Origin of the sequence: Pandoraea terrae, assembly GCF_902459695.1 — a bacterium.
Classification (GTDB): Bacteria; Pseudomonadota; Gammaproteobacteria; order Burkholderiales; family Burkholderiaceae; genus Pandoraea; species Pandoraea terrae.
The window spans coordinates 47,948-66,880 of record NZ_CABPRZ010000006.1 but is presented as its reverse complement, the minus strand read 5'-3'; the positions used below and the strand labels follow the sequence as shown (position 1 = coordinate 66,880).

Annotated in this window: 15 protein-coding genes; 6 read left to right on the top strand and 9 right to left on the bottom strand. The window is 63.5% G+C overall.

Translation table 11 applies throughout. The annotated features are described in order from the left end of the window. The first annotated feature begins 75 nt into the window (after window positions 1-75). Window positions 76-837 carry a helix-turn-helix transcriptional regulator gene (locus tag PTE30175_RS08755; RefSeq protein WP_150696688.1) on the top strand — a complete coding sequence of 254 codons (762 nt, stop codon included), beginning with the start codon at window positions 76-78 and terminating at the stop codon, window positions 835-837. Between the two features lie 286 nt (window positions 838-1,123). On the opposite strand, the gene PTE30175_RS08750 is transcribed toward PTE30175_RS08755, so the two are convergent. The 9 genes from PTE30175_RS08750 to PTE30175_RS08710 all read right to left on the bottom strand — a co-directional run bounded on the left by PTE30175_RS08750 (window position 1,124) and on the right by PTE30175_RS08710 (window position 11,215). After that, the gene (locus tag PTE30175_RS08750) at window positions 1,124-2,839 is read right to left on the bottom strand and encodes a methyl-accepting chemotaxis protein (RefSeq protein WP_224788658.1); all 1,716 of its coding nucleotides are present in this window, start codon (window positions 2,837-2,839) and stop codon (window positions 1,124-1,126) included. A 27-nt stretch (window positions 2,840-2,866) separates the two neighbouring features. Beyond that, window positions 2,867-4,285, bottom strand: coding sequence for an NAD(P)(+) transhydrogenase (Re/Si-specific) subunit beta (locus PTE30175_RS08745; RefSeq protein WP_150696687.1), 1,419 nt, complete (start codon window positions 4,283-4,285; stop codon window positions 2,867-2,869). 1 nt (window position 4,286) lies between these two features. Further along, window positions 4,287-4,598, bottom strand: a complete 312-nt coding sequence (locus PTE30175_RS08740) for an NAD(P) transhydrogenase subunit alpha part 2 (protein ID WP_150696686.1) — start codon at window positions 4,596-4,598, stop codon at window positions 4,287-4,289. A 19-nt stretch (window positions 4,599-4,617) separates the two neighbouring features. Then, window positions 4,618-5,748 (bottom strand): NAD(P) transhydrogenase subunit alpha, encoded by a 1,131-nt coding sequence (locus PTE30175_RS08735; RefSeq protein WP_150696685.1) that lies wholly within the window; start codon window positions 5,746-5,748, stop codon window positions 4,618-4,620. 23 nt (window positions 5,749-5,771) lie between these two features. Further along, a complete protein-coding gene (fadB, locus tag PTE30175_RS08730) occupies window positions 5,772-7,916 on the bottom strand; it encodes a fatty acid oxidation complex subunit alpha FadB (RefSeq protein ID WP_150696684.1) in 2,145 nt (714 codons plus the stop codon). 74 nt (window positions 7,917-7,990) lie between these two features. Continuing rightward, the gene (locus PTE30175_RS28575; RefSeq protein WP_224788657.1) at window positions 7,991-8,254 is read right to left on the bottom strand and encodes a nitronate monooxygenase; all 264 of its coding nucleotides are present in this window, start codon (window positions 8,252-8,254) and stop codon (window positions 7,991-7,993) included. Window positions 8,255-8,433: 179 nt separating this feature from the next. Then, window positions 8,434-9,657 (bottom strand): acyl-CoA dehydrogenase family protein, encoded by a 1,224-nt coding sequence (locus tag PTE30175_RS08720; RefSeq protein WP_150696683.1) that lies wholly within the window; start codon window positions 9,655-9,657, stop codon window positions 8,434-8,436. Window positions 9,658-9,674: 17 nt separating this feature from the next. Next, a complete protein-coding gene (locus tag PTE30175_RS08715; protein WP_150696682.1) occupies window positions 9,675-10,412 on the bottom strand; it encodes an SDR family NAD(P)-dependent oxidoreductase in 738 nt (245 codons plus the stop codon). Window positions 10,413-10,450: 38 nt separating this feature from the next. Further along, entirely contained in the window at window positions 10,451-11,215 is a 765-nt protein-coding gene (locus PTE30175_RS08710) for an SDR family oxidoreductase (RefSeq protein ID WP_150696681.1), read from the bottom strand. Between the two features lie 235 nt (window positions 11,216-11,450). Between PTE30175_RS08710 and PTE30175_RS08705 the strand changes: the two genes are divergently transcribed. The 5 genes from PTE30175_RS08705 (at window position 11,451) to PTE30175_RS08685 (ending at window position 18,852) form a co-directional block, all read left to right on the top strand. Beyond that, entirely contained in the window at window positions 11,451-12,659 is a 1,209-nt protein-coding gene (locus PTE30175_RS08705) for an acetyl-CoA C-acetyltransferase (RefSeq protein WP_150696680.1), read from the top strand. 8 nt (window positions 12,660-12,667) lie between these two features. After that, on the top strand, window positions 12,668-14,803 hold the full coding sequence (locus PTE30175_RS08700; RefSeq protein ID WP_150696679.1) for a 3-hydroxyacyl-CoA dehydrogenase NAD-binding domain-containing protein: 2,136 nt from the start codon (window positions 12,668-12,670) through the stop codon (window positions 14,801-14,803). 2 nt (window positions 14,804-14,805) lie between these two features. Then, on the top strand, window positions 14,806-15,945 hold the full coding sequence (locus PTE30175_RS08695) for a CaiB/BaiF CoA transferase family protein (RefSeq protein ID WP_150696678.1): 1,140 nt from the start codon (window positions 14,806-14,808) through the stop codon (window positions 15,943-15,945). 807 nt (window positions 15,946-16,752) lie between these two features. Then, entirely contained in the window at window positions 16,753-17,895 is a 1,143-nt protein-coding gene (locus PTE30175_RS08690) for an acyl-CoA dehydrogenase family protein (RefSeq protein ID WP_150696677.1), read from the top strand. A gap of 48 nt (window positions 17,896-17,943) precedes the next feature. Further along, window positions 17,944-18,852, top strand: coding sequence for an alpha/beta fold hydrolase (locus tag PTE30175_RS08685; protein ID WP_150696676.1), 909 nt, complete (start codon window positions 17,944-17,946; stop codon window positions 18,850-18,852). Window positions 18,853-18,933: the final 81 nt, after the last annotated feature.

Sequence of the window (18,933 nt, the reverse complement as noted above, 5' to 3'; positions counted from 1 at the left end):
ACATAGGCATCTCGACACAGCCTAAGCGACGGATCACGTCCTGTCTTGAACGTTCTGGCTGTCAAGAATCCAGTCATGCTCATTGCACCCAATTCCGGCGCATTCCCGTGGCCCACTGCGATGATCGTCTGGGGAGCGGGAGACGCTTCCAGCGAACATCGGCACCACAGCGTTCAGCTCATCCTGGCGCTGACCGCGAACTTGCGCATTCGCCGCGGCGACGGAGAGCCTTGGCACCTCTGCGACGCCGCGCTGGTGCGCGCGGACGCACCGCACGAAGTGGACGCGCGCGGTGCCACGGTGCTGATCGCCTTCGTCGAGCCGGAAAGCCCGCTGGGCGAGGCCCTGGCAGGACGCATTCCTGCGGACATCGCCCACATCCCGGCGGCCGAGGCGGCACGCTGGCGCGGCGCGGTCTGCGCGGCCGGCTCGCCGAGCGACGCGGGAATCAGGAGGTGGCTGGAGGCGGATCTGCTTGACGGTCGTCCCCCGCCTACCCTGCACCCGGGGGTACGGCGCGTGCTGCGCCACGTTCGCAACCACCTGCAGGAGCCCGACGCGCTGTCGCTGCGTGCGCTGGCCGTAGTGGCCGGCCTGTCGCCGTCGCGGCTGATGCACGCCTTTACCGCTTCGATGGGTATTGCGCTGCGTCCTTACTTGCTCTGGTTGCGCCTGCAACTGGCCTGCGGCGAACTCATGCGCGGCGCCAGTGTGACCGAGGCGGCGTTGCAGGCCGGATTCGCCGATGCTGCCCACTTGAGCCGTACCTGCCGGCGTATGCTCGGAACCACGCCAACGGCGATTGCCGCACGCAAGGCACGCAGCAAAATTGGATGAGCCACGTCTACTCGAATGACTGCTCGTTCCTGCAGAGCAGGCTGAGTATCGCCTCGCGATCGATGTCCCCTGCTGCGGATTGGGACGTACGCGACGTGGACGGCTGGGTTGGTCGAAGCCTGAGCGCGCCTGCAGGACAGGCTACGGCGGGCCGAGCGCGCCGAAGCCGACCCGAAACGTCCTCAGTCGAGCCTGGAGGATCGGACGCCACGTGAGGCATATTTCGCGACGCTGCCTGCGATTGAATCGGCAGCATGATCGGCCCCGGGCGCTCCAATTAAAAATCTCAGAAACCTGGCCGCACTACCGAGGCCACCTCTTTTGGCTTCGTACCGGTTGAGGATGCCTTCGGCACCGAAAGGCTTTGCCTGCCCTCCGGCTTGACCGTGCGCGACACGGAAAGTCCCGCATCGGCCAGCTTGAACACCGAAACGGCATCCCGGAGCTTGAGCGCCTGTTCTTCAAGCGACTGCGCTGCGGTAGCCGCCTGCTCGACGAGCGTCGCATTTTGCTGCGTGACGACGTCCATCTGCACGACTGCCTGATTGACTTGCTCGATGCCCCGGCTCTGCTCCTCCGACGCAGCCGCAATTTCGCTGACGATATCGGACACCTGCTTGATCGCTTGCTTCACCTGTCCGATGGTCGCGCTGACTTCCGTCATCTGCTGAGTGCCGTCCTCGATCATCGCCACCGACGAGCCGATCAGTTCCTTGATTTCCTTCGCTGCGGCCGCCGAGCGCTGCGCGAGACCGCGCACCTCGCTCGCCACTACCGCGAAGCCGCGTCCTTGCTCGCCGGCGCGGGCAGCCTCCACCGATGCATTCAGCGCGAGAATATTGGTCTGGAACGCGATGCTTTCTATCACGCCGGTGATTTCGGAGATCTTGCTGGAACTGCCGCTGATTCTCTCGATCGTACTGGCCATGCCTTGCACCGCATCGTCGCCGGTGTCTGCCATGTCGGTGGCACGCGCCGCGAGTGCGTTCGCTTGGCGCGCATTGTCGGCATTCCGCTTAACGGTTTCGGTCAGTTGCGTCATGCTCGATGCAGTTTCCTCAAGCGATGCAGCCTGTTCTTCCGTACGCGCAGACAGGTCGACGTTATCCGAGGCGATCTGTTTCGCCGCCGAGCTAATCGTCTCGACACTGGTGCGCACACCCCCGATAATCTGCGCGAGGCTCGCGTTCATCTTTTCCAATGCACGCATCAGTTGCCCCATCTCGTCGTTCGTCCTTACCTCGATGCGTGCAGTCAGATCGCCGTGCGCGACACGATTGGCCTGCTCGACAGCTGCTCGCGCCGGCGTCACCACGCTACGCCGAATGAGGATCGACGCCGCCACAACCACCAACAGAGCCACCACAGAGGTCCCCGCCAGTACGGCCAAAGCGAGCCGCGCGGAAGTCTTTGCTTCTGCGTACGACTGGTCCGTACTTTTGTAGAACTGGTCGATACTCGACTGGATGTCCGCCTTCCAGGCCGCATGCAGGCTGGTTGGATTGAGACTGGTCAATGCAGCGGCCCCGCCTGATGCCAATGCGGCGTCGTGGATGATCCCCATCATCACGGTGTTCTCTGATGCTGCGTTCTCCAGGCGCTGGGAAACATCCTTCGGCAGCTTGTCGCCAGCACGTTCCACGATAGCGCTCAACTTCGCATAATCAAGTTCGTACGTCCTGATGGCATTTTGCACGCCCTTCGCCTGCGCCTCCACGTCTTCGGCAGTCTGTGTCTGTGCGTAGCCCAGTGCGAGATTGCTGAGGTTGCTCAAGTCATTCAACATCGCCTGCGCCACCTTGGTCTCCTGCCCATGGTGCTCGACGATATCGGTCATCTTGTCTCGCATCGACGCGAGCTGCGCGATCGCTAATGCAGCCAGAGCCATCAGGAGCACCAACACCACCCCGAATCCTGCGGTCAACCGGTGCGCCAGCGTCATTCCACGCTTGCGAGCAACACCCGACCCGATGTGTTTGCGGAACCAATCTACTCTCGGCATCGACGTCTCCTATGTATCGCCTCGGACTTACTCCACCGCCTTCACCATCTCCTCGACCACCTTCTTCGCATCGCCGAAGACCATCATGGTCTTGTCCATGTAGAACAACTCGTTGTCCAGGCCGGCGTAACCGGCGGCCATGGAACGCTTGTTGACGATGACGGTCTTGGCCTTGTACGCTTCAAGGATCGGCATGCCGTAGATGGAGCTGCCCTTTTGTAGCGCGGCCGGATTCACCACGTCGTTGGCGCCGAGGATGATGGCCGCATCAACTTGACCGAATTCGCCATTGATGTCTTCCATCTCGAACACCTGGTCGTAGGGCACTTCGGCTTCGGCCAGCAACACGTTCATGTGGCCGGGCATGCGGCCTGCCACCGGGTGGATGGCGTACTTGACCGTCACGCCCTTGTGCGTAAGCTTCTCGGCCAGCTCTTTCACCGCATGCTGGGCACGCGCGACTGCCAGTCCGTAGCCTGGCACAATGACCACGGTTTCGACATTGCCCAGGATAAACGCGGCATCGTCGGGGCTTCCGCTTTTCACACTGCGCTGCTGCTGTGCAACTTGGCCCGCTCCGGCCGCGCCACCAAAGCCACCCAGAATAACGTTGAAGAAGCTGCGGTTCATGGCCTTGCACATGATGTAGCTCAGGATAGCGCCCGAGCTGCCCACGAGCGAACCGGCGATGATCAGCATGCTGTTGTTCAGGCTGAAGCCAATGCCTGCCGCTGCCCAGCCCGAGTAGCTGTTGAGCATGGACACCACCACAGGCATGTCGGCGCCACCAATGGGGATGATGATGAGCACGCCCATCGCAAAGCCCAGCGTGCAGACCAGGGCGAAGTCCACGGGCGATTGCGAATGCCAGAAGCTGAGCACGCAGAACACCGAGGCCAGGCCCAGCACGGCGTTAAGCTGGTGCTGGCCGGAGAAGGTTACTGGCGCGCCCTGGAACAGCCGGAACTTGTACTTGCCCGAGAGCTTGCCGAAGGCGATCACAGAACCAGAAAAGGTGACTGCGCCGATGAATGCGCCGAGCGCCAGCTCGAAGCGATTGCCCGCGGGAATCTGGCTGCCCTTGGCGGTGATCTGGAAGGCCCAGGGTTCGACCACGGCAGCAGCGGCGATGAATACCGCTGCCAGGCCTATCATGCTGTGCATGAAGGCCACCACCTCGGGCATTTTGGTCATCTCTACGCGCTGGGCCATCACAGTCCCGGCACCGCCGCCGATCAGCAGGCCCAGAAGCACCCAGGCCAGGCCGGTTCCTGAGCCGGCCAGCTTGATGATCAGCGCGGAGGTGGTGAGCACGGCAATGCTCATGCCGACCATACCGAAGGCATTGCCGCGGAGCGAGGTGGCGGGGTGGGAGAGGCCCTTGAGAGCCTGGATGAAGCATACACTCGCAACGAGGTACAGAAAGACAACGAGGTTCATGCTCATGTTACCGACCCTCCTTCTTGGCTGGAGTCTTCTTCTTGAACATCTCCAGCATGCGCCTGGTGACCAGGAATCCGCCAAAGACGTTCACCGCGGCCAGGGCCACTGCAAGCACGCCGAAGCTGCGCCCGAGGATGGTTTCCGTCAGCGCTGCGGCCAACATGGCGCCCACGATGACGATCGCTGACACGGCGTTGGTGACTGCCATCAGCGGCGTGTGCAGCGCAGGGGTGACGTTCCAGACTACGTGGTAGCCCACGTAGACGGCCAGCACAAAGGTGCTGAGGTTGATGAGGGTGTGGGATACTGCATCCATATATCGTCTCCGTTGCGCGTCAGGCGCGCTTGACTTCACCGCCGTGGGTCATCAGGCAGGCATCAACGATGTCGTCGTTGGCAGGCATCTCGAAGCGGGCGTCCTTGGTGGTGACCAGCTTCAGAAAATCCAGCACATTGCGGGCATAGAGGGCCGACGCATCGGCCGCCAGCAGCGCAGGCAGGTTGGTCTCTCCGACGATGACCACGCCGTGCCTGGTCACCGTCTTGCCGGCCTCGGTCAACGGGCAATTGCCATCGCGGCCATTCGGGCCCTTGCCGGCGGCGATGTCGACGATCACCGACCCCGACTTCATGGCTTTGACCATCTCCTCGGTGATCAGCACGGGGGCGGCGCGGCCGGGGATCAGCGCGGTGGAGATCACCACGTCGGCCAGCGCCACGCGCTTGGCCACCTCCACCTTCTGCCGGTCCAGCCAGCTCTGCGGCATCGGCCGGGCATAACCGCCCACGCCTTCGGCGGCTTCCTTTTCCTCAGCGGTTTCGTAGGGCACGTCGATGAACTTGGCGCCCAGTGACTCCACTTGCTCCTTCACTGAGGGGCGCACATCGGAGGCCTCGATCGTCGCGCCCATGCGCTTGGCGGTGGCGATGGCCTGCAAACCCGCCACGCCCACGCCCAGGATCACCATTCGCGCGGCCTTCACCGTTCCGGCGGCGGTCATCAGCATGGGGAAGAACTTCTGGTAGCGGTCGGCCGCCATGGTAACGGCCTTATAGCCGGCGATGTTGGCCTGGCTGGACAGCACGTCCATGCTTTGCGCGCGGGTGGTGCGCGGTGCGGCCTCCAGTGCGAAGGCGGTCAGGCCGGCCGTGGCCATGGCCTGCAGGCCAGCCTTGTCGAAGGGGTTGAGCATGCCCACCAGCACGCTGCCCGGTTTCATCAGGGCCAGCTCGTCGGCTCGTGGGCGCTGTACCTTCAGCACCAGCTCGGCAGCGAAGGCCGCTGCGCGGTCTACGATCTGGGCCCCGACGGCCTCGTAGGCCGCGTCAGTGACGCTGGCCGCCACGCCAGCGCGCGCTTGCACCTGGACCTCGTGGCCCTGGGCCGCGAGCTTCTTGGCAGTTTCCGGGGTGACGGCAACCCGGGTTTCCCCAGCCACTGTCTCCAGTGGAACACCGATGCGCATGAAACGTCTCCTCTTGACAGGCTTTAGTAATAGGTGGCGCCGCGGGCGGCCATGTCGCGCATCCCGGCGGTCGGCACGTAGGCCGGACCGAATGCCGCGAGCGCGTCGGCCCGGCCCACGATCTGGCGCAGGCCCAGCGAGTCGGCGTACTTCAGGATGCCGCCCAGATAGGTCGGGAAGCCAACGCCCAGCAGCAACGCCATGTCCAGCTCGGCCGGCGTAGCGACCACGCCGTCCTCGAGCGCGTGCGCTGCCTCGATCAACATCGGCAGCATCATCCGTTCGACGATCTCCGCGTCGGTCAGCTCGATACGCCGGCCACCGCTCAACTGCGCCAGTAGATCGTGCGTGTCGGGCGCAGCACTGCGGCGCGGCTTGCTGCCGTGAGCGGCGTCGTAGCGGTAAAAACCAATGCCGTTTTTCTGCCCCAGGCGCCGGTGGCGCACCATCAGCTTGAGCGCGTTATCGTCGAGCGGCGGCATCCGTTCGGGGTAACCGCCAAAGACGATCTCCACCGCGTGGCAGCCGGTGTCCATGCCGATCACATCCTGCAGGTATGCCGGCCCCATCGGCCAGCCGAAGTCCTCCATCACCCGGTCAATGCACTCGAAATCGGCGCCGTCGGCCAACAGCTTCAGGAAGGCGCGGACGTAAGCCGCGAGCAAGCGGTTGACGAGGAAGCCAGGACAGTCCTTCACGACAATGGGCGTCTTACCCATGGCGGCAGCGAAGGTCACGGCGGTGGAGACCGCTGCGTCGGTGCTGCGACTGCCGCGGACGATTTCCACAAGCGGCATCGCCGGCACCGGGTTGAAGAAATGCATGCCGACGAAGTTCTCCGGCCGCGCAAGCCCGCGGGCGATATCGTCGATCAGCAGGCTCGAGGTATTGCTGGCGATGACGGCATCGGCGCGGATTTTCGTCTCCAGATCGGACAAGACCTTGCGCTTCACGCCTATGTTCTCGACCACGGCCTCGATCACCAGTTCGGCGGCATCGAAGCCGGCCTCGTCGAGCTGCGGGTGGATGGAGGCGAGTATGGCGTCGGCCTGCTCCTGTGTCTTGCGTCCGTTGCGCACTTGCTTGGCCAGCAACTTGCCGGCCTCGCCGATTCCGAGCTCGAGCTGTTCCTGCGCGATGTCTTTGAGCAGCACCGGCGTGCCACCGAGCGCGCTCGTGTAGGCGATGCCGCCGCCCATGATGCCGGCGCCCAGCACTGCCAGTTGCTTGACGGGCCGCGCGGTGCGCGCGTGCTGTTTGACCAGTTTCTTGACGGACTGGCCTGACAGAAAGGTTTGCACCAGCGCGCCGGCGGCCTGGGTCTTGGCGATGTTCGCGAAGGCCTGCGCCTCGGCGTGCAGCGCACCAGCACGGTCCAACGTGGCGGCTTCGGCGAGCAGTTGCACTGCGGCCGCTGCGGCGGGCTGGTGTTTGGGCGATGCTTTGCGCACTTTGGCCAGTGCGGTGTCGAACAAGGCCTTGCGTTCGGTGGATTCCATCGTAAGTGGCCTCCGCTTGCGCTGCTGCGCGGCGCGCCAGTCGATACGGCCGGCGATCGCGTCGCCCAACACGGCCAATGCCGTCTCGCGAAGTGCCTGTGGCGGGCTAGTGCGGTCGGCCACCCCAGCTTCCAGCGCCGCCTGCGCGCCCGACGGCTTGCCACCGGTGATCCAGTCGAGAGCGACGGCCGCGCCCGCCACGCGCGGCAGGCGCGACGTGCCGCCAAGTCCCGGGAGGAGCCCTAGGCTCACTTCCGGCAGGCCAATGCGGGCGGTGTCAGACATCACGCGAATGCTGCCGCTCAAGGCCAGTTCCAGGCCACCACCGAGCGCATAGCCGTTGATTGCCATGACGCTGGGCACATCGAGGTCCTCGAAAGCCGTGAGTACCAGGTTGGAGCGGGCCACGTGGGCGGCCAGTTCAGGCATCGGCAGCCTGAACGTCTCGCCGAATTCGGTAATGTCGGCGCCGACGACGAAGGCGTCCTTGGCGCTGCTGACGAGCAGGCCGGCGACGCCCGCGGCCGCTGCGATGATCCTGGTGGCCTCGCCCAACTCACGGATGGTGGTGGCGTCGAGCTTGTTGATGGCATCGCCCTGGCGGTCGAACACGAGTTCGATGATGCCGCCATCGAGGCGCTGCAGGCGCATGGCGTTTCCTTGATACATACCTCAGTTCCTTTCTCGACAATGTTGTTCGGGGCGCCCCGCGTTGGCGCGGGCGACAGTCGCCATGCGGTCAATCAGGGGCGCCCAATCGGGTACATCGTTGCGTTGTTCAGGAAGATCGGCCGCGTGCCGCGCACGCGGACATACCGCAGAGCGCGGCTGATCCCGTCGTGGATCTGCGCTTCCCGCATCGCGCAACAGCGTGTGCCCATGTTGAAGCCCTGCGCGCTGAGCATCAGGGCGGGGCGAAGGCCTTGGCCATCGGCGTTGCCGCCGGAGGCGACGACGGGGACCTTCAGCGCCGGCGGGTTGGCAGGTATCAGCGCGGGGCCGTTCACGTCGTCTTTGCCATCTGCGGCGGCAATGCGCGTGCTGTGTCGCTGGCCGCAGTGAACGCCCGGGGGCGCTACAGACGTCCCCGGACGGCACTGTGACCAACGCACGTGTGGTGCCCGCCCAGATCGCCGAAGTTGTGGGCACGGGGCAGCAGGGCCGGGGACGTCAGTGCGATGGCAGCTCAGTGAGCGTTTGCGCAGTATTCGCCAATTTTCAGCTTGCCAAGCTGTGCGATGTGGACTTCGTCCGGACCGTCTGCAATGCGCAGATAGCGGTTGGTCGTGAAGAAGTAGGCTAGTGGTGTGTCGTCGCTCACCCCCATGCCGCCATGAATCTGGATCGCGCGGTCGACTACCGTCTGCGCCATTTGCGGCGCGACGATCTTGATTGCTGCGATAAGGTCTTTGGCGACCTTGTTGCCATAACGGTCCATGTGATCGGCGGCCTTCAGGGTCAACAGGCGCGCCTGTTCGATTTCGCAGTAGGAGCGCGCGATGTCCTGGCGGATGCTGCCTTGCTCCGATAACTTCTTGCCAAAGGCCACGCGATTTTGTGCGCGGCGCGCCATGATTTCGAGTGCGCGCTGTGCTTGACCGATGGAGCGCATGCAATGGTGTATCCGGCCAGGGCCGAGCCGTCCTTGGGCAATTTCAAATCCGCGGCCTTCACCAAGGATCAGATTCTCGCGAGGCACGCGCACGTTGTCGAACTTCAGCTCACACTCCCCAAAGGGCGAGTGCAGGGACCCGAAGACGGTAGTGTCACGTACGATGCTGACGCCTGGCGTGTTTCGCGGCACGAGGATCGTCGAGTGCTGTTGGTGAACCGGATTGTTCAGCAGCGTCTTGCCCATGACCAGAAAGATCTGGCACTGCGGATGCCGCGCGCCGGTGATCCACCATTTGCGGCCGTTGATGACGTAATCATCGCCATCGGGAAGAATCGTCATTTGGAGGTTAGTCGCGTCGGAAGATGCGACCTGCGGCTCGGTCATCACAAAGGCGGAACGAATCTCACCGTTCAGCAGGGGCTCGAGCCAGCGCTCCTGCTGCTCCGGGCTGCCAAACTTGGCCAGGACCTCCATGTTGCCGGTATCGGGCGCCGAGCAGTTGAAGACCTGCGAGGCAAAGGGCACGCGCCCCATGATCTCGGCCAGCGGAGCATATTCGAGGTTGTGGAGGCCAGGGCTAAAGCGGCCGTACTCACATGGCAGGAACAGATTCCACAGGCCTTGGGCCCGGGCCTCGGCCTTGAGAGCTTCCATCTTCGGCCATTCTTGCCACAGATGAGCCGGGTCATTGACGAACCCGTAGTAATCCTGCTCATTTGGATAAATGTGTTCATCCATGAACGCTTCGAGGCACGCGATCAACCCACGCACCTTGTCGGAATGTTCGAAGTTCATCGTGTTTTCTTTCAAGTTCAGAGATTGACCCCGCCGTCGACCACCAGCGTGTGGCCGACAACATAGGAAGCCAGCGGCGAGGCCAGGAACAGCGCGGCGCCTGCCATGTCCTGCGGCAGCCCCAGACGGCCGGCTGGGATGGTAGCGATCACAGCTTCGCGTCGCTTCGGATGTTCCGTCATGACTTTGGTGAGCTTGGTGTCGACCAGTCCGGGCGCCAGACCGTTGACGCGAACACCATCGCCGGTCCAGGCCTGGGCCAGAGACTTGGTGAGGCTGATTGCGCCTGCCTTTGACGCGGCGTAGGCCGGATTGCCCACATTGCCCTGCAGGCCGGAAACCGAGCTGACGATGATCAGCGCGCCGCCGCGCCGGGCCAATGCGGGCTTGAAGCGGCGTGCGCAGTGCATAAGGCTGTCGAGATTGACGCGCACCACGCGCTCCCAGCCCTCGCGTTCGAATTCGCCGCGGTTGTAAACGACGATGCCCTGGCACAGCACCAGCACGTCGAGTTCTTCGAAGGGCTCCGATGCTGCGGCGATGGCATCCGCATCGCCGACGTCGACCTGGGTGTAGCCCAGGCCCGTGAGGTCCGAACCTTCGCTTTCGCGATAGTCCTGCGCGGTCGGACGCGTGCCCCAGACGTGCACCTGGCCGCCCCGAGCCCGAAAGGCCTGTGCAATGCCGTTGCCAATGCCGCTGGAGCCTCCCACCACGAGAACGTGCTGGTTACTGAAATCGAGTTCGCTACTCATGGGTGAATCCACAGAAAATGCGTTCGAAGATGCCTGTCTTACTTGGCTTGCATGCGGATGCCGCCGTCGATGCGGATGCATTCGCCGTTGATGTACCCGTTTTCGACCAAGCAGGTCGCCAGATGCGCAACCTCCTCCGGACGGCCCAGCCGCTTGGGATTGAGCACTTGGGCCGCGAGCGAATCGATCACTTCAGGCTGCGTGGTATGAAACAGCGGTGTATGAATCAGTCCCGGCACGATGGTATTGACGCGGATGCCATAGGAGGCGAGATCGCGCGCGATCGTCAGGGTCATTGCCACGACGCCGCCCTTGGAGGCGGTGTAAGCCGCCTGGCCCATCTGCCCTTCGTAGGCAGCGACCGAAGCGGTATTGATGATGACACCGCGCTCGCCATCGTCCAGTGCGTTCTTCGCCATCTGTTCCGCGGCGAGACGCAGCACGTTGAACGTGCCGATGAGGTTGACCTGCACGATTTTGTTGAACTCAGCCAGCGGGAACGGGCCGTTCTTGCCGTAGGTCTTGAATACGTTGCCGATGCCGGCGTAGTTGATGCAGACGTGCAGTGCGCCGAAGCGTTCGATGGTCTGGTCGATGCCGGCTTGTACCGCAGCCTCGTCCGTGACGTTGACCTTGACGAACAGCGCTCGTTCGCCCAAGGATTCGGCCAGCTGCTGCCCTGCCTCTTCGTTCATATCGAAGATCGCGACGCGGCCGCCCATCGCCGTGAACTTGTTGACGGTCGCCAAGCCCAAGCCCGAGGCGCCGCCGGTGATGATGGAAACGCTGTTTTCGATTTTCATGGTTGCTGTCCGGAAGGTGGGTGAATGATTGCTCCCAGTTTGTCATCGGCGCAGCCGGCTAACCTTGATCGCAGCCGACAGCGCGATTGACCGGGGGCATCTCTCGGGCTGTCATTTCTTGTCAATCGCCCCGTCGGCGCTGGTCATTGGCGCGCCTTTCTCTGGGCCGAATACTTGTCCCCATTCCCCGCGTCGAACACGGCGCGACCGAGTTCATCATTTCAAGGATGGTCTGATGGCACAAACGGCATATATCTTTGACGCGGTGCGCACACCGCGCGGCAAAGGCAAGAAGGACGGCTCACTGTTCGAGGTCAAACCGATACATCTCGCTGCCGGGCTTCTCACCGAACTGCAGCAGCGGCACGCGCTTGATACGGCGCGCGTGGATGACGTGGTCCTCGGTTGCGTGACTCCTGTGGGTGAGCAGGGCGGCTGTATCGCCAAGGCCGTCGCACAGTACGCCGCTTGGGACGAGAGTGTTCCCGGCGTGCAGCTTGATCGCTTCTGCGCCTCGGGTCTCGAAGCGGTGAACCAGGCTGCAAGCCGCGTGGCTAGTGGGTGGGACGATCTCGTTGTGGCTGGCGGCGTGGAGTCCATGTCGCGCCTGCCCTTGGGATCGAGCGGCATCGCCATGATGGAGGACGCGGAGATCGCGACTCGCTTGAATTCCGTACCGCAGGGCGTGGGAGCCGATCTGATCGCTACCCTCGACGGCTACACGCGCGAGGACGTCGACGCGTACGCGCTGGAATCGCAGCGGCGCGCGGTGCGCGCACGCGACAGCGGCTGGTTCGACCGCTCGGTCGTGCCGGTGCGCGACATCAACGGGGTGACGATCCTGGAGAAGGACGAGTTCATCAAGCCGGGCACGACGATGGAGGGTCTCGCCGCTCTCAAGCCCTCGTTCGAGGCGATGGGCAATCTCGGCTATGACGAGATCTGCCTGCGCAAGTACACCTCGGTGGACCGGGTCCGTCACGTTCACACGCCCGGCAATTCCTCGGGCATCGTGGATGGCGCGAGCGCAGTGCTGATAGGCAGCGAAAAGGCCGGCCGCGACTTGGGCCTCACGCCTCGCGGCCGCATTGTGGCCACCGCCGTGCTTGCCACTGATCCGATCATCATGCTCGCTGGACCGGGGCCGGCCGCAAAGAAGTGCCTGGCCAAGGCCGGCATGACGACCAAGGACATCGATCTGTTCGAGATCAACGAGGCCTTCGCTTCGGTGGCGCTTCGCTTCATGAAGGATCTCGACATTGCGCACGAGATCACCAACGTCAACGGCGGCGCCATCGCGCTGGGCCACCCACTGGGTGCGACCGGAGCGATGCTCGTGGGCATCATGCTCGACGAGCTGGAACGCCGCAACCTCAAGCGCGCGCTGCTGGCCCTGTGCGTGGGCGGCGGCATGGGCATTGCCACTATCATCGAGCGACTCTGAGAAATTCCATGTCTGCATTCAATTACGACAAAGACGACGACGGCATCGTGACCCTCACGATGAACATGAGCGGTACCGTGAACGCCATGAACGCGGAGTATCGTGCCGCGATGATCGAGGCGCTTGCCAGGCTCGAAAAGGAGCCGGGGCTCAAGGGCGTGGTGATCACTTCGGCGAAGAGCACCTTCTTTGCAGGCGGCGACCTGAACGAGTTGCGGGCCGCCGTTCCAGGCACGGAAGCGGCATTCTTTGCCGGCGTGCAGGAAACCAAGGCACAGTTTCGCCGGCTGGAGAAGCTTCCCGTTCCCGTGGTGGCCGCGATCAATGGCGCGGCGCTGGGTGGCGGTTTCGAGCTCGCGCTGGGCTGCAATCGCCGCATCGTCCTCAACCGGCCGTCGGCCGTCGTCGGTCTGCCGGAGGTGACGCTGGGCCTGCTGCCCGGCGGTGGCGGCATCGTGCGCCTGGTCTACCTGATCGGACTGGAAAAAGCGCTGCCCTACCTGCTCGAGGGCACACGCGTGAAGCCCGAGGCGGCGCTCAAGGCCGGTCTCGTCGACGAACTGGTGCAAGAACTTGAGGATTTGGTGCCCGCTGCCAAGGCTTGGATCAAGGCCAATCCCACCGCCCACGAGCAACCCTGGGACCGCAAAGGCTACCAGATTCCCGGCGGCACGGCACTCTCGCGGCGCCTCGCTCAGGTCTGCACTGGCGCGATGGCCGTGCTGGCGAAGAAAACGCGCGGCCTGCTTCCCGCACCGGACCGCGTGCTGGCGGTTGCGCAGGAGGCAACGCTGCTGGACTTCGACACCGCGCTGCGGGTCGAAACCCGCGGCCTCACCCACCTGGTGATGACGCCGCAAGCCAAGAACATCATCAACACGATGTTCTTCCAGATGAACGAGGTCAACGGGGGCGGCTCGCGTCCGAAGGGCATCGAGAAGAGCAAGGTGCGCAAGCTGGGCATCGTTGGCGCCGGGATGATGGGGCAAGGTATTGCCTACGTTTCTGCGATGGCCGGCATCGAAGTCGTGCTCCGTGATGTGACGCTCGAGGCAGCGCAGAAGGGTAAGGCATACTCCGAGAACCTGCTCGCCGCTGCGGTCGCCAAGGGGCGGCTTGATGCGGCGAAAATGGACGCCACGTTGGCGTTGATCAAGCCCACCGCCGACGCCGCGGATCTGAAAGGGTGCGATCTGATCGTCGAAGCGGTGTTCGAAAATGTCGATCTCAAGCACGAAGTAACCCGCGAGACCGAGTCCTTCCTGGTGGAGGGCGGAGTCTTCGGCTCCAACACCTCGACGCTGCCGATCGCGTTGCTGGCGAAGGCCGCGCAACGGCCCGAGAATTTCATCGGCATTCACTTCTTCTCGCCGGTGGACAAGATGCCGCTGATCGAGATCATCTGCGGCGACAAGACCAGCGACGCCACGCTGGCCAAGGCTTTCGACTACGCGCGGCAGATCGGCAAGACCGCCATCGTAGTCAACGACGTACTGGGCTTCTTCACGTCGCGCACCTTCGGCACTTACCTTGACGAAGGTGTGCGCCTGATGGTCGATGGTGTCGATCCGGTCGTGATCGAGAATCTCGGGCGCCAGGTCGGGATGCCAGTTGGTCCGTTGGCGGTGCAGGATGAAATCAGCCAGCAACTGGCATTCAAAGTGAAGCAGACGCATGAGGCGCTCGGCGTGCTGCACAGCGTGGCCGACACGCACGTCAGCTCGGACGTCTGCGAGCGCATGGTTACGGAGTTCGGCCGCGGCGGCCGTTACCATGGCGGTGGTTACTACGACTACCCGGAAGGCGGCGAAAAGAAGATCTGGCCCAAGCTCTACGAACTGTTCCACAAGAAGGACGTTTCCCTGCCGGAAGCGGACATCAAGGACCGCTTGCTGTTCCGCCAGGTGATCGAAACCATCAAATGCCTGCAGGAGGGCGTGCTGCGCTCCGCGGCCGACGGCAACGTCGGCTCCATCCTCGGAATCGGCGCGCCAGTGTGGACGGGCGGCTTCCTGCAGTTCGTCAACACCTATGGGCTGGAACGCTTTGCGACGCGAGCTGCGGAGCTGGCAGGCCGCTATGGTGAGCGCTTCGCGCCGCCCGACCTGTTGCTGCGTAAGGCGGAAGCCGGCGAGAGCTTCTGACCATGGGGCCGCTGCACGGATTCCGCGTCATCGAGATGGCGGGCATCGGGCCGTGCCCGATGGCCGGCATGATGCTGGCCGACATGGGCGCGGAGGTGATCCGCGTCGAGCGCGGCACGCGTCTTTCACCCGATCAGCTCAACGACGTGAGCTTTCGTGGCAAGAAGTCGATCGCGCTGGACCTGAAGAAGCCCGGCGGTGTCGACGCTCTGCTGCGTCTCGTCGACGAGGCGGACGTCTTGCTCGAGGGCTATCGTCCGGGCGTCGCCGAGCGGCTGGGTATCGGTCCCGAGGCCTGTCGTGCACGCAATCCGAAGCTCGTCTACGGCCGCATGACGGGCTGGGGGCAGGAAGGGCCGATGGCGCAGGCGTCAGGGCATGATATTAACTACATCGCCCTTGCCGGCGCGCTCTACGCCATGGGCCGCCGCGGCGAGCGGCCCATTCCGCCGCTAAATGTCGTTGGCGACATGGGCGGCGGCGGCATGCTGCTGGCGATGGGTGTTATTGCGGCGTTGCTGGAGGCGCAGCGCTCAGGGCAGGGCCAGGTAGTGGATGCCGCAATGGTCGATGGCACCGCGCAATTGATGTGGATGTTTCACGGCCTCCAGGCCGGCGGCTTCTGGAACGCCGAGAAGCGTGGTGTCAATGTGACCGATGGCGGGGCGCCGTTCTATGACGTCTATGAAACCGCGGATGGCCAGTACGTCGCGGTGGGCGCCATCGAGCCACAGTTCTATGGCGAACTGGTGCGGCTCAGCGGCGCCAACGCGGGAACGATGGCCGCGCAGTACGACGAGCGCCGCTGGCCCGAGATGCGCGAGGAACTCGAGCGAGTCTTCAAGACGCGTACGCGCGCGGAGTGGTGCAGCAGCCTCGAAGGCAGCGATGCCTGCTTTGCCCCCGTCCTGAGCCTGCTTGAAGCGCCTGGGCACCCGCACAACCAGGAACGCGGCACCTACATCGAAGTCGATGGCATTGTGCAGCCGGCGCCGGCGCCGCGCTTCTCGCGCACGGCGTCGGAAGTGCGTCACGGCGCGCGCCCTGCTGGAGCGGATGGCGAGGCACTGCTATCCGCTGCGGGCTTTACGCCCACTGAGATCGAGTCGCTGCGTCGCGACGGCGTTCTCCTGAAGTGCTGAGCCGCGGACCTTAAACGTCATGTAAGCAAACAGCGGTGGACGATGGCGGAGCGGAGCGAAGACTTCCTGCCGCCGTCGTATGTGTCGGTCTGCTGGGTCTGTTGTTGAGGGCGTGACCCTCTGGGGAAGCCTGCCCGACGTTGTCTGGTCGGGTAGCTCCTATGTGCGGTGACATTCCCGTGTACTTTGGCGGGATTGGACGTGCGGTGCCGTTATGTACGGCGCTCTTCGGGCCAGCCAGAGTCGAGCGCACGCGTTGCTGGGTGCTTGTAGCGGGAATTGTGGGTGCTGCGATTCTGTTTATCCGCACGCTATGAAGCGGGACAGACATGCAGTGCGAATCAGCAGTCGATGGTGAGGTTGATGATGATCCGTGGCGAAAGGTCTTTGCGTTCGATATTCGACAAATGGGCGGGGCGCACGTCCGCAAATCCGGTTCGTATCACCCGACTACGCCACGCGCGATCGAAACGCAACGTGAAAGTTGTGCTCGCCACATCGCAGACGGAGTACACAATCTTCTTTTTTTGCCACGATGACGGTACCTGGCACGTTTTCCCACCAAATGTTGCGCGCCCGGTGTTGCGTATCGGGAAATACGCGGCATGACGGATATTTTCTTCGGCCGGCACATCCGTTAGAGCCCGTTGGATCGCTGATCCCAAAAGCCGAGCACTTGATTCCGATCATCCGGGGCGTCAGCTTCAGTCAATCGACGGGTAAGGCGAGATCATTGTTGCAGGCCGGTGCGACTTTGATACTGGCTGTTGCCCAAACCATACAACACAGTCTCGAGAAGGGGCTTTGATGCAAAGACAACACTACACCGCAGAGCATGAGTTGTTTCGCGATGGCTATCGGCAGTTCCTGCGCAAGGAAGTGCTGCCCCATCGCGAGGCTTGGCGCGAGGCTGGCATCGTGCCGCGCGAAATGTTCCGCAAGATGGGCGAGCATGGTTATCTGCTGATCTGGGCAGACGAGAAGTATGGTGGTCTCGGCGTGGAGGATTTCCGCTTTCAGCAGGTCATGCTGGAAGAGGATGCGCGTTACGGCGAAGCTGGCTTCTACCACACGCTGCACAGTCGGCTGGTCGCACCGTACCTGAAGCATTTCGGCAATGCCGAGCAGCAGGCGCGCTTGCTGCCCAAGTGTGTCTCCGGCGAAAGCATCCTGGCAATTGCCATGACCGAGCCCGATGCCGGCTCGGATCTGGCCGGTATGAAGACACGTGCCACGGACTGCGGCGATCACTGGCTGCTCAACGGCACAAAGACCTACATCTCCAACGGCATAAATGCGGATCTAGTGGTCGTGGCGGCTAAGACCAACCCTGACAACCCGCGCCAGATCGGTTTGTTCCTGGTCCAGCGCGGCATGGAGGGTTTTGAGCGCGGACGCACGCTCGCCAAGATGGGGCTGAAGGCGCAGGATACCGCTGAACTGTTCTTCCGCGACGTCAAAGTCCCGAAGGAGAATGTGCTCGGCGATCCGTTCAAGGGATTTCATTACCTGATGCGGGGTCTTGCCGAGGAGCGCCTGATCGGTTCGGTGATGTACCTGGGCAACGCATGGGGCTCATTCGAGGTGACCTGCGAGTTCGTCAAACAGCGTATGGTGTTTGGAAAGGCGCTGTCGGAGATGCAGAACACCCGTTTCAAGCTGGGGTCGATGCGCACCGAGCTGGAAGTCGCGCAGACCTACGTGGATCACTGCGTGGACCGCCACAACGCCGCCGAGTTGACCGCCGAGGTGGCGGCCATGGCCAAGCTGTTCACCAGTGAAGTCGAGGGGCGTGTGGTCGACGAGTGCGTGCAATTGCACGGTGGCGCCGGCTACATGGAGGAATACGAGGTCTGCTGGCGCTACACCAACGCGCGCATCTCCCGCGTCTACGGCGGCAGCTCAGAGATCATGCGCGAAATCGTCGCGCGCTCGATTCTCGGGCGCTGAGCGGCGGAGTGTTTACGGCAATCATCCGATTACGACAATTATCCGACCATGTCCATGAATCCACAGCCCACCACCGTCGCCGCATCATCTGTCTCCGCTCCGCGGCCGCGCGCGGTCTCAGCAGCGGATCTCCGGCAACCCTTGCAGGGTACCGTGCACGTGCTGGAGCGGCCGGATGGCACCCAACTCCATGTGGTCGTCGATGGCAACGGTCCGCAGAGCGTGCTTCTGGAGCATGGGTTCTCCATGTCGGCCGATGTCTGGTCACTTGTGCAGCGAGAACTGGTCGCGCGCGGTTTGCGGGTGATTGCCTACGACCGGCGCGCTCACGGACGATCGACCTGTGGTCGCGACGGCCTGACGTCGGCGGCGCTGCGGGCGGATCTCAAAGCCGTGGCCGAGACCTTCGACGTGAATCAGGCGGTGCTTGTCTGCCACTCGATGGGCAACTTTGTCGCGCTCGGTGCGCTGGAGGATGCGACTTTCAGGAGCCGGTTCCGCTACGGCGTGCTTGTGAATCCGGTGACGGGCCACAGCGCGAAGGGCTCGCCGGTCGTCCTGTTTCAGGCGCCGTTGTTGGCGTTGGGCGTGGTGCAATGCCTTGTGCGCATTCCAAGCGTCGGGCGCAAGTTCGCCCGGATGAACCTCGGGGGGGCTGCGAGCGACGCGGTTGTGGAGGCGACGCGACTGACGTTGGCGGAGGTCTCCACCAAGTTCTCACCGGTGCTCAAAATGTTGCGTCGCGAATCGGTCGAGTCGGTTTTGGCGCGGATCGACCTCCCGCTGCACGTGTTCACCAGCAACGAGGACAGAACGACGCCCGCGTGGCATGCCGAGCTGATTGTCGCGCGCGCTCCGCGGGCGAAGATCGATTACGTCGCGGGCGCTGGCCACATGCTCCCCTGGGAAGCGCCGGACGAGATCGTGCAGGCCGTACTGGCCGGACTGCCGGCGTGACACGTCCGGCACGCCGCCCGCGGCGGTTCGGTCTGCAGGGTTGCGTCGGCGGCGTCGAGGCGTGACCACGTCGACGGAATT

Coding starts and splice junctions, on each gene's coding strand:
- PTE30175_RS08755 (WP_150696688.1), top strand. CDS start 76: ATGCTCATTGCACCCAATTCCGGCGCATTCCCGTGGCCCACTGCGATG.
- PTE30175_RS08750 (WP_224788658.1), bottom strand. CDS start 2,839: ATGCCGAGAGTAGATTGGTTCCGCAAACACATCGGGTCGGGTGTTGCT.
- PTE30175_RS08745 (WP_150696687.1), bottom strand. CDS start 4,285: ATGAGCATGAACCTCGTTGTCTTTCTGTACCTCGTTGCGAGTGTATGC.
- PTE30175_RS08740 (WP_150696686.1), bottom strand. CDS start 4,598: ATGGATGCAGTATCCCACACCCTCATCAACCTCAGCACCTTTGTGCTG.
- PTE30175_RS08735 (WP_150696685.1), bottom strand. CDS start 5,748: ATGCGCATCGGTGTTCCACTGGAGACAGTGGCTGGGGAAACCCGGGTT.
- fadB (WP_150696684.1), bottom strand. CDS start 7,916: ATGTATCAAGGAAACGCCATGCGCCTGCAGCGCCTCGATGGCGGCATC.
- PTE30175_RS08720 (WP_150696683.1), bottom strand. CDS start 9,657: ATGAACTTCGAACATTCCGACAAGGTGCGTGGGTTGATCGCGTGCCTC.
- PTE30175_RS08715 (WP_150696682.1), bottom strand. CDS start 10,412: ATGAGTAGCGAACTCGATTTCAGTAACCAGCACGTTCTCGTGGTGGGA.
- PTE30175_RS08710 (WP_150696681.1), bottom strand. CDS start 11,215: ATGAAAATCGAAAACAGCGTTTCCATCATCACCGGCGGCGCCTCGGGC.
- PTE30175_RS08705 (WP_150696680.1), top strand. CDS start 11,451: ATGGCACAAACGGCATATATCTTTGACGCGGTGCGCACACCGCGCGGC.
- PTE30175_RS08700 (WP_150696679.1), top strand. CDS start 12,668: ATGTCTGCATTCAATTACGACAAAGACGACGACGGCATCGTGACCCTC.
- PTE30175_RS08695 (WP_150696678.1), top strand. CDS start 14,806: ATGGGGCCGCTGCACGGATTCCGCGTCATCGAGATGGCGGGCATCGGG.
- PTE30175_RS08690 (WP_150696677.1), top strand. CDS start 16,753: ATGCAAAGACAACACTACACCGCAGAGCATGAGTTGTTTCGCGATGGC.
- PTE30175_RS08685 (WP_150696676.1), top strand. CDS start 17,944: ATGTCCATGAATCCACAGCCCACCACCGTCGCCGCATCATCTGTCTCC.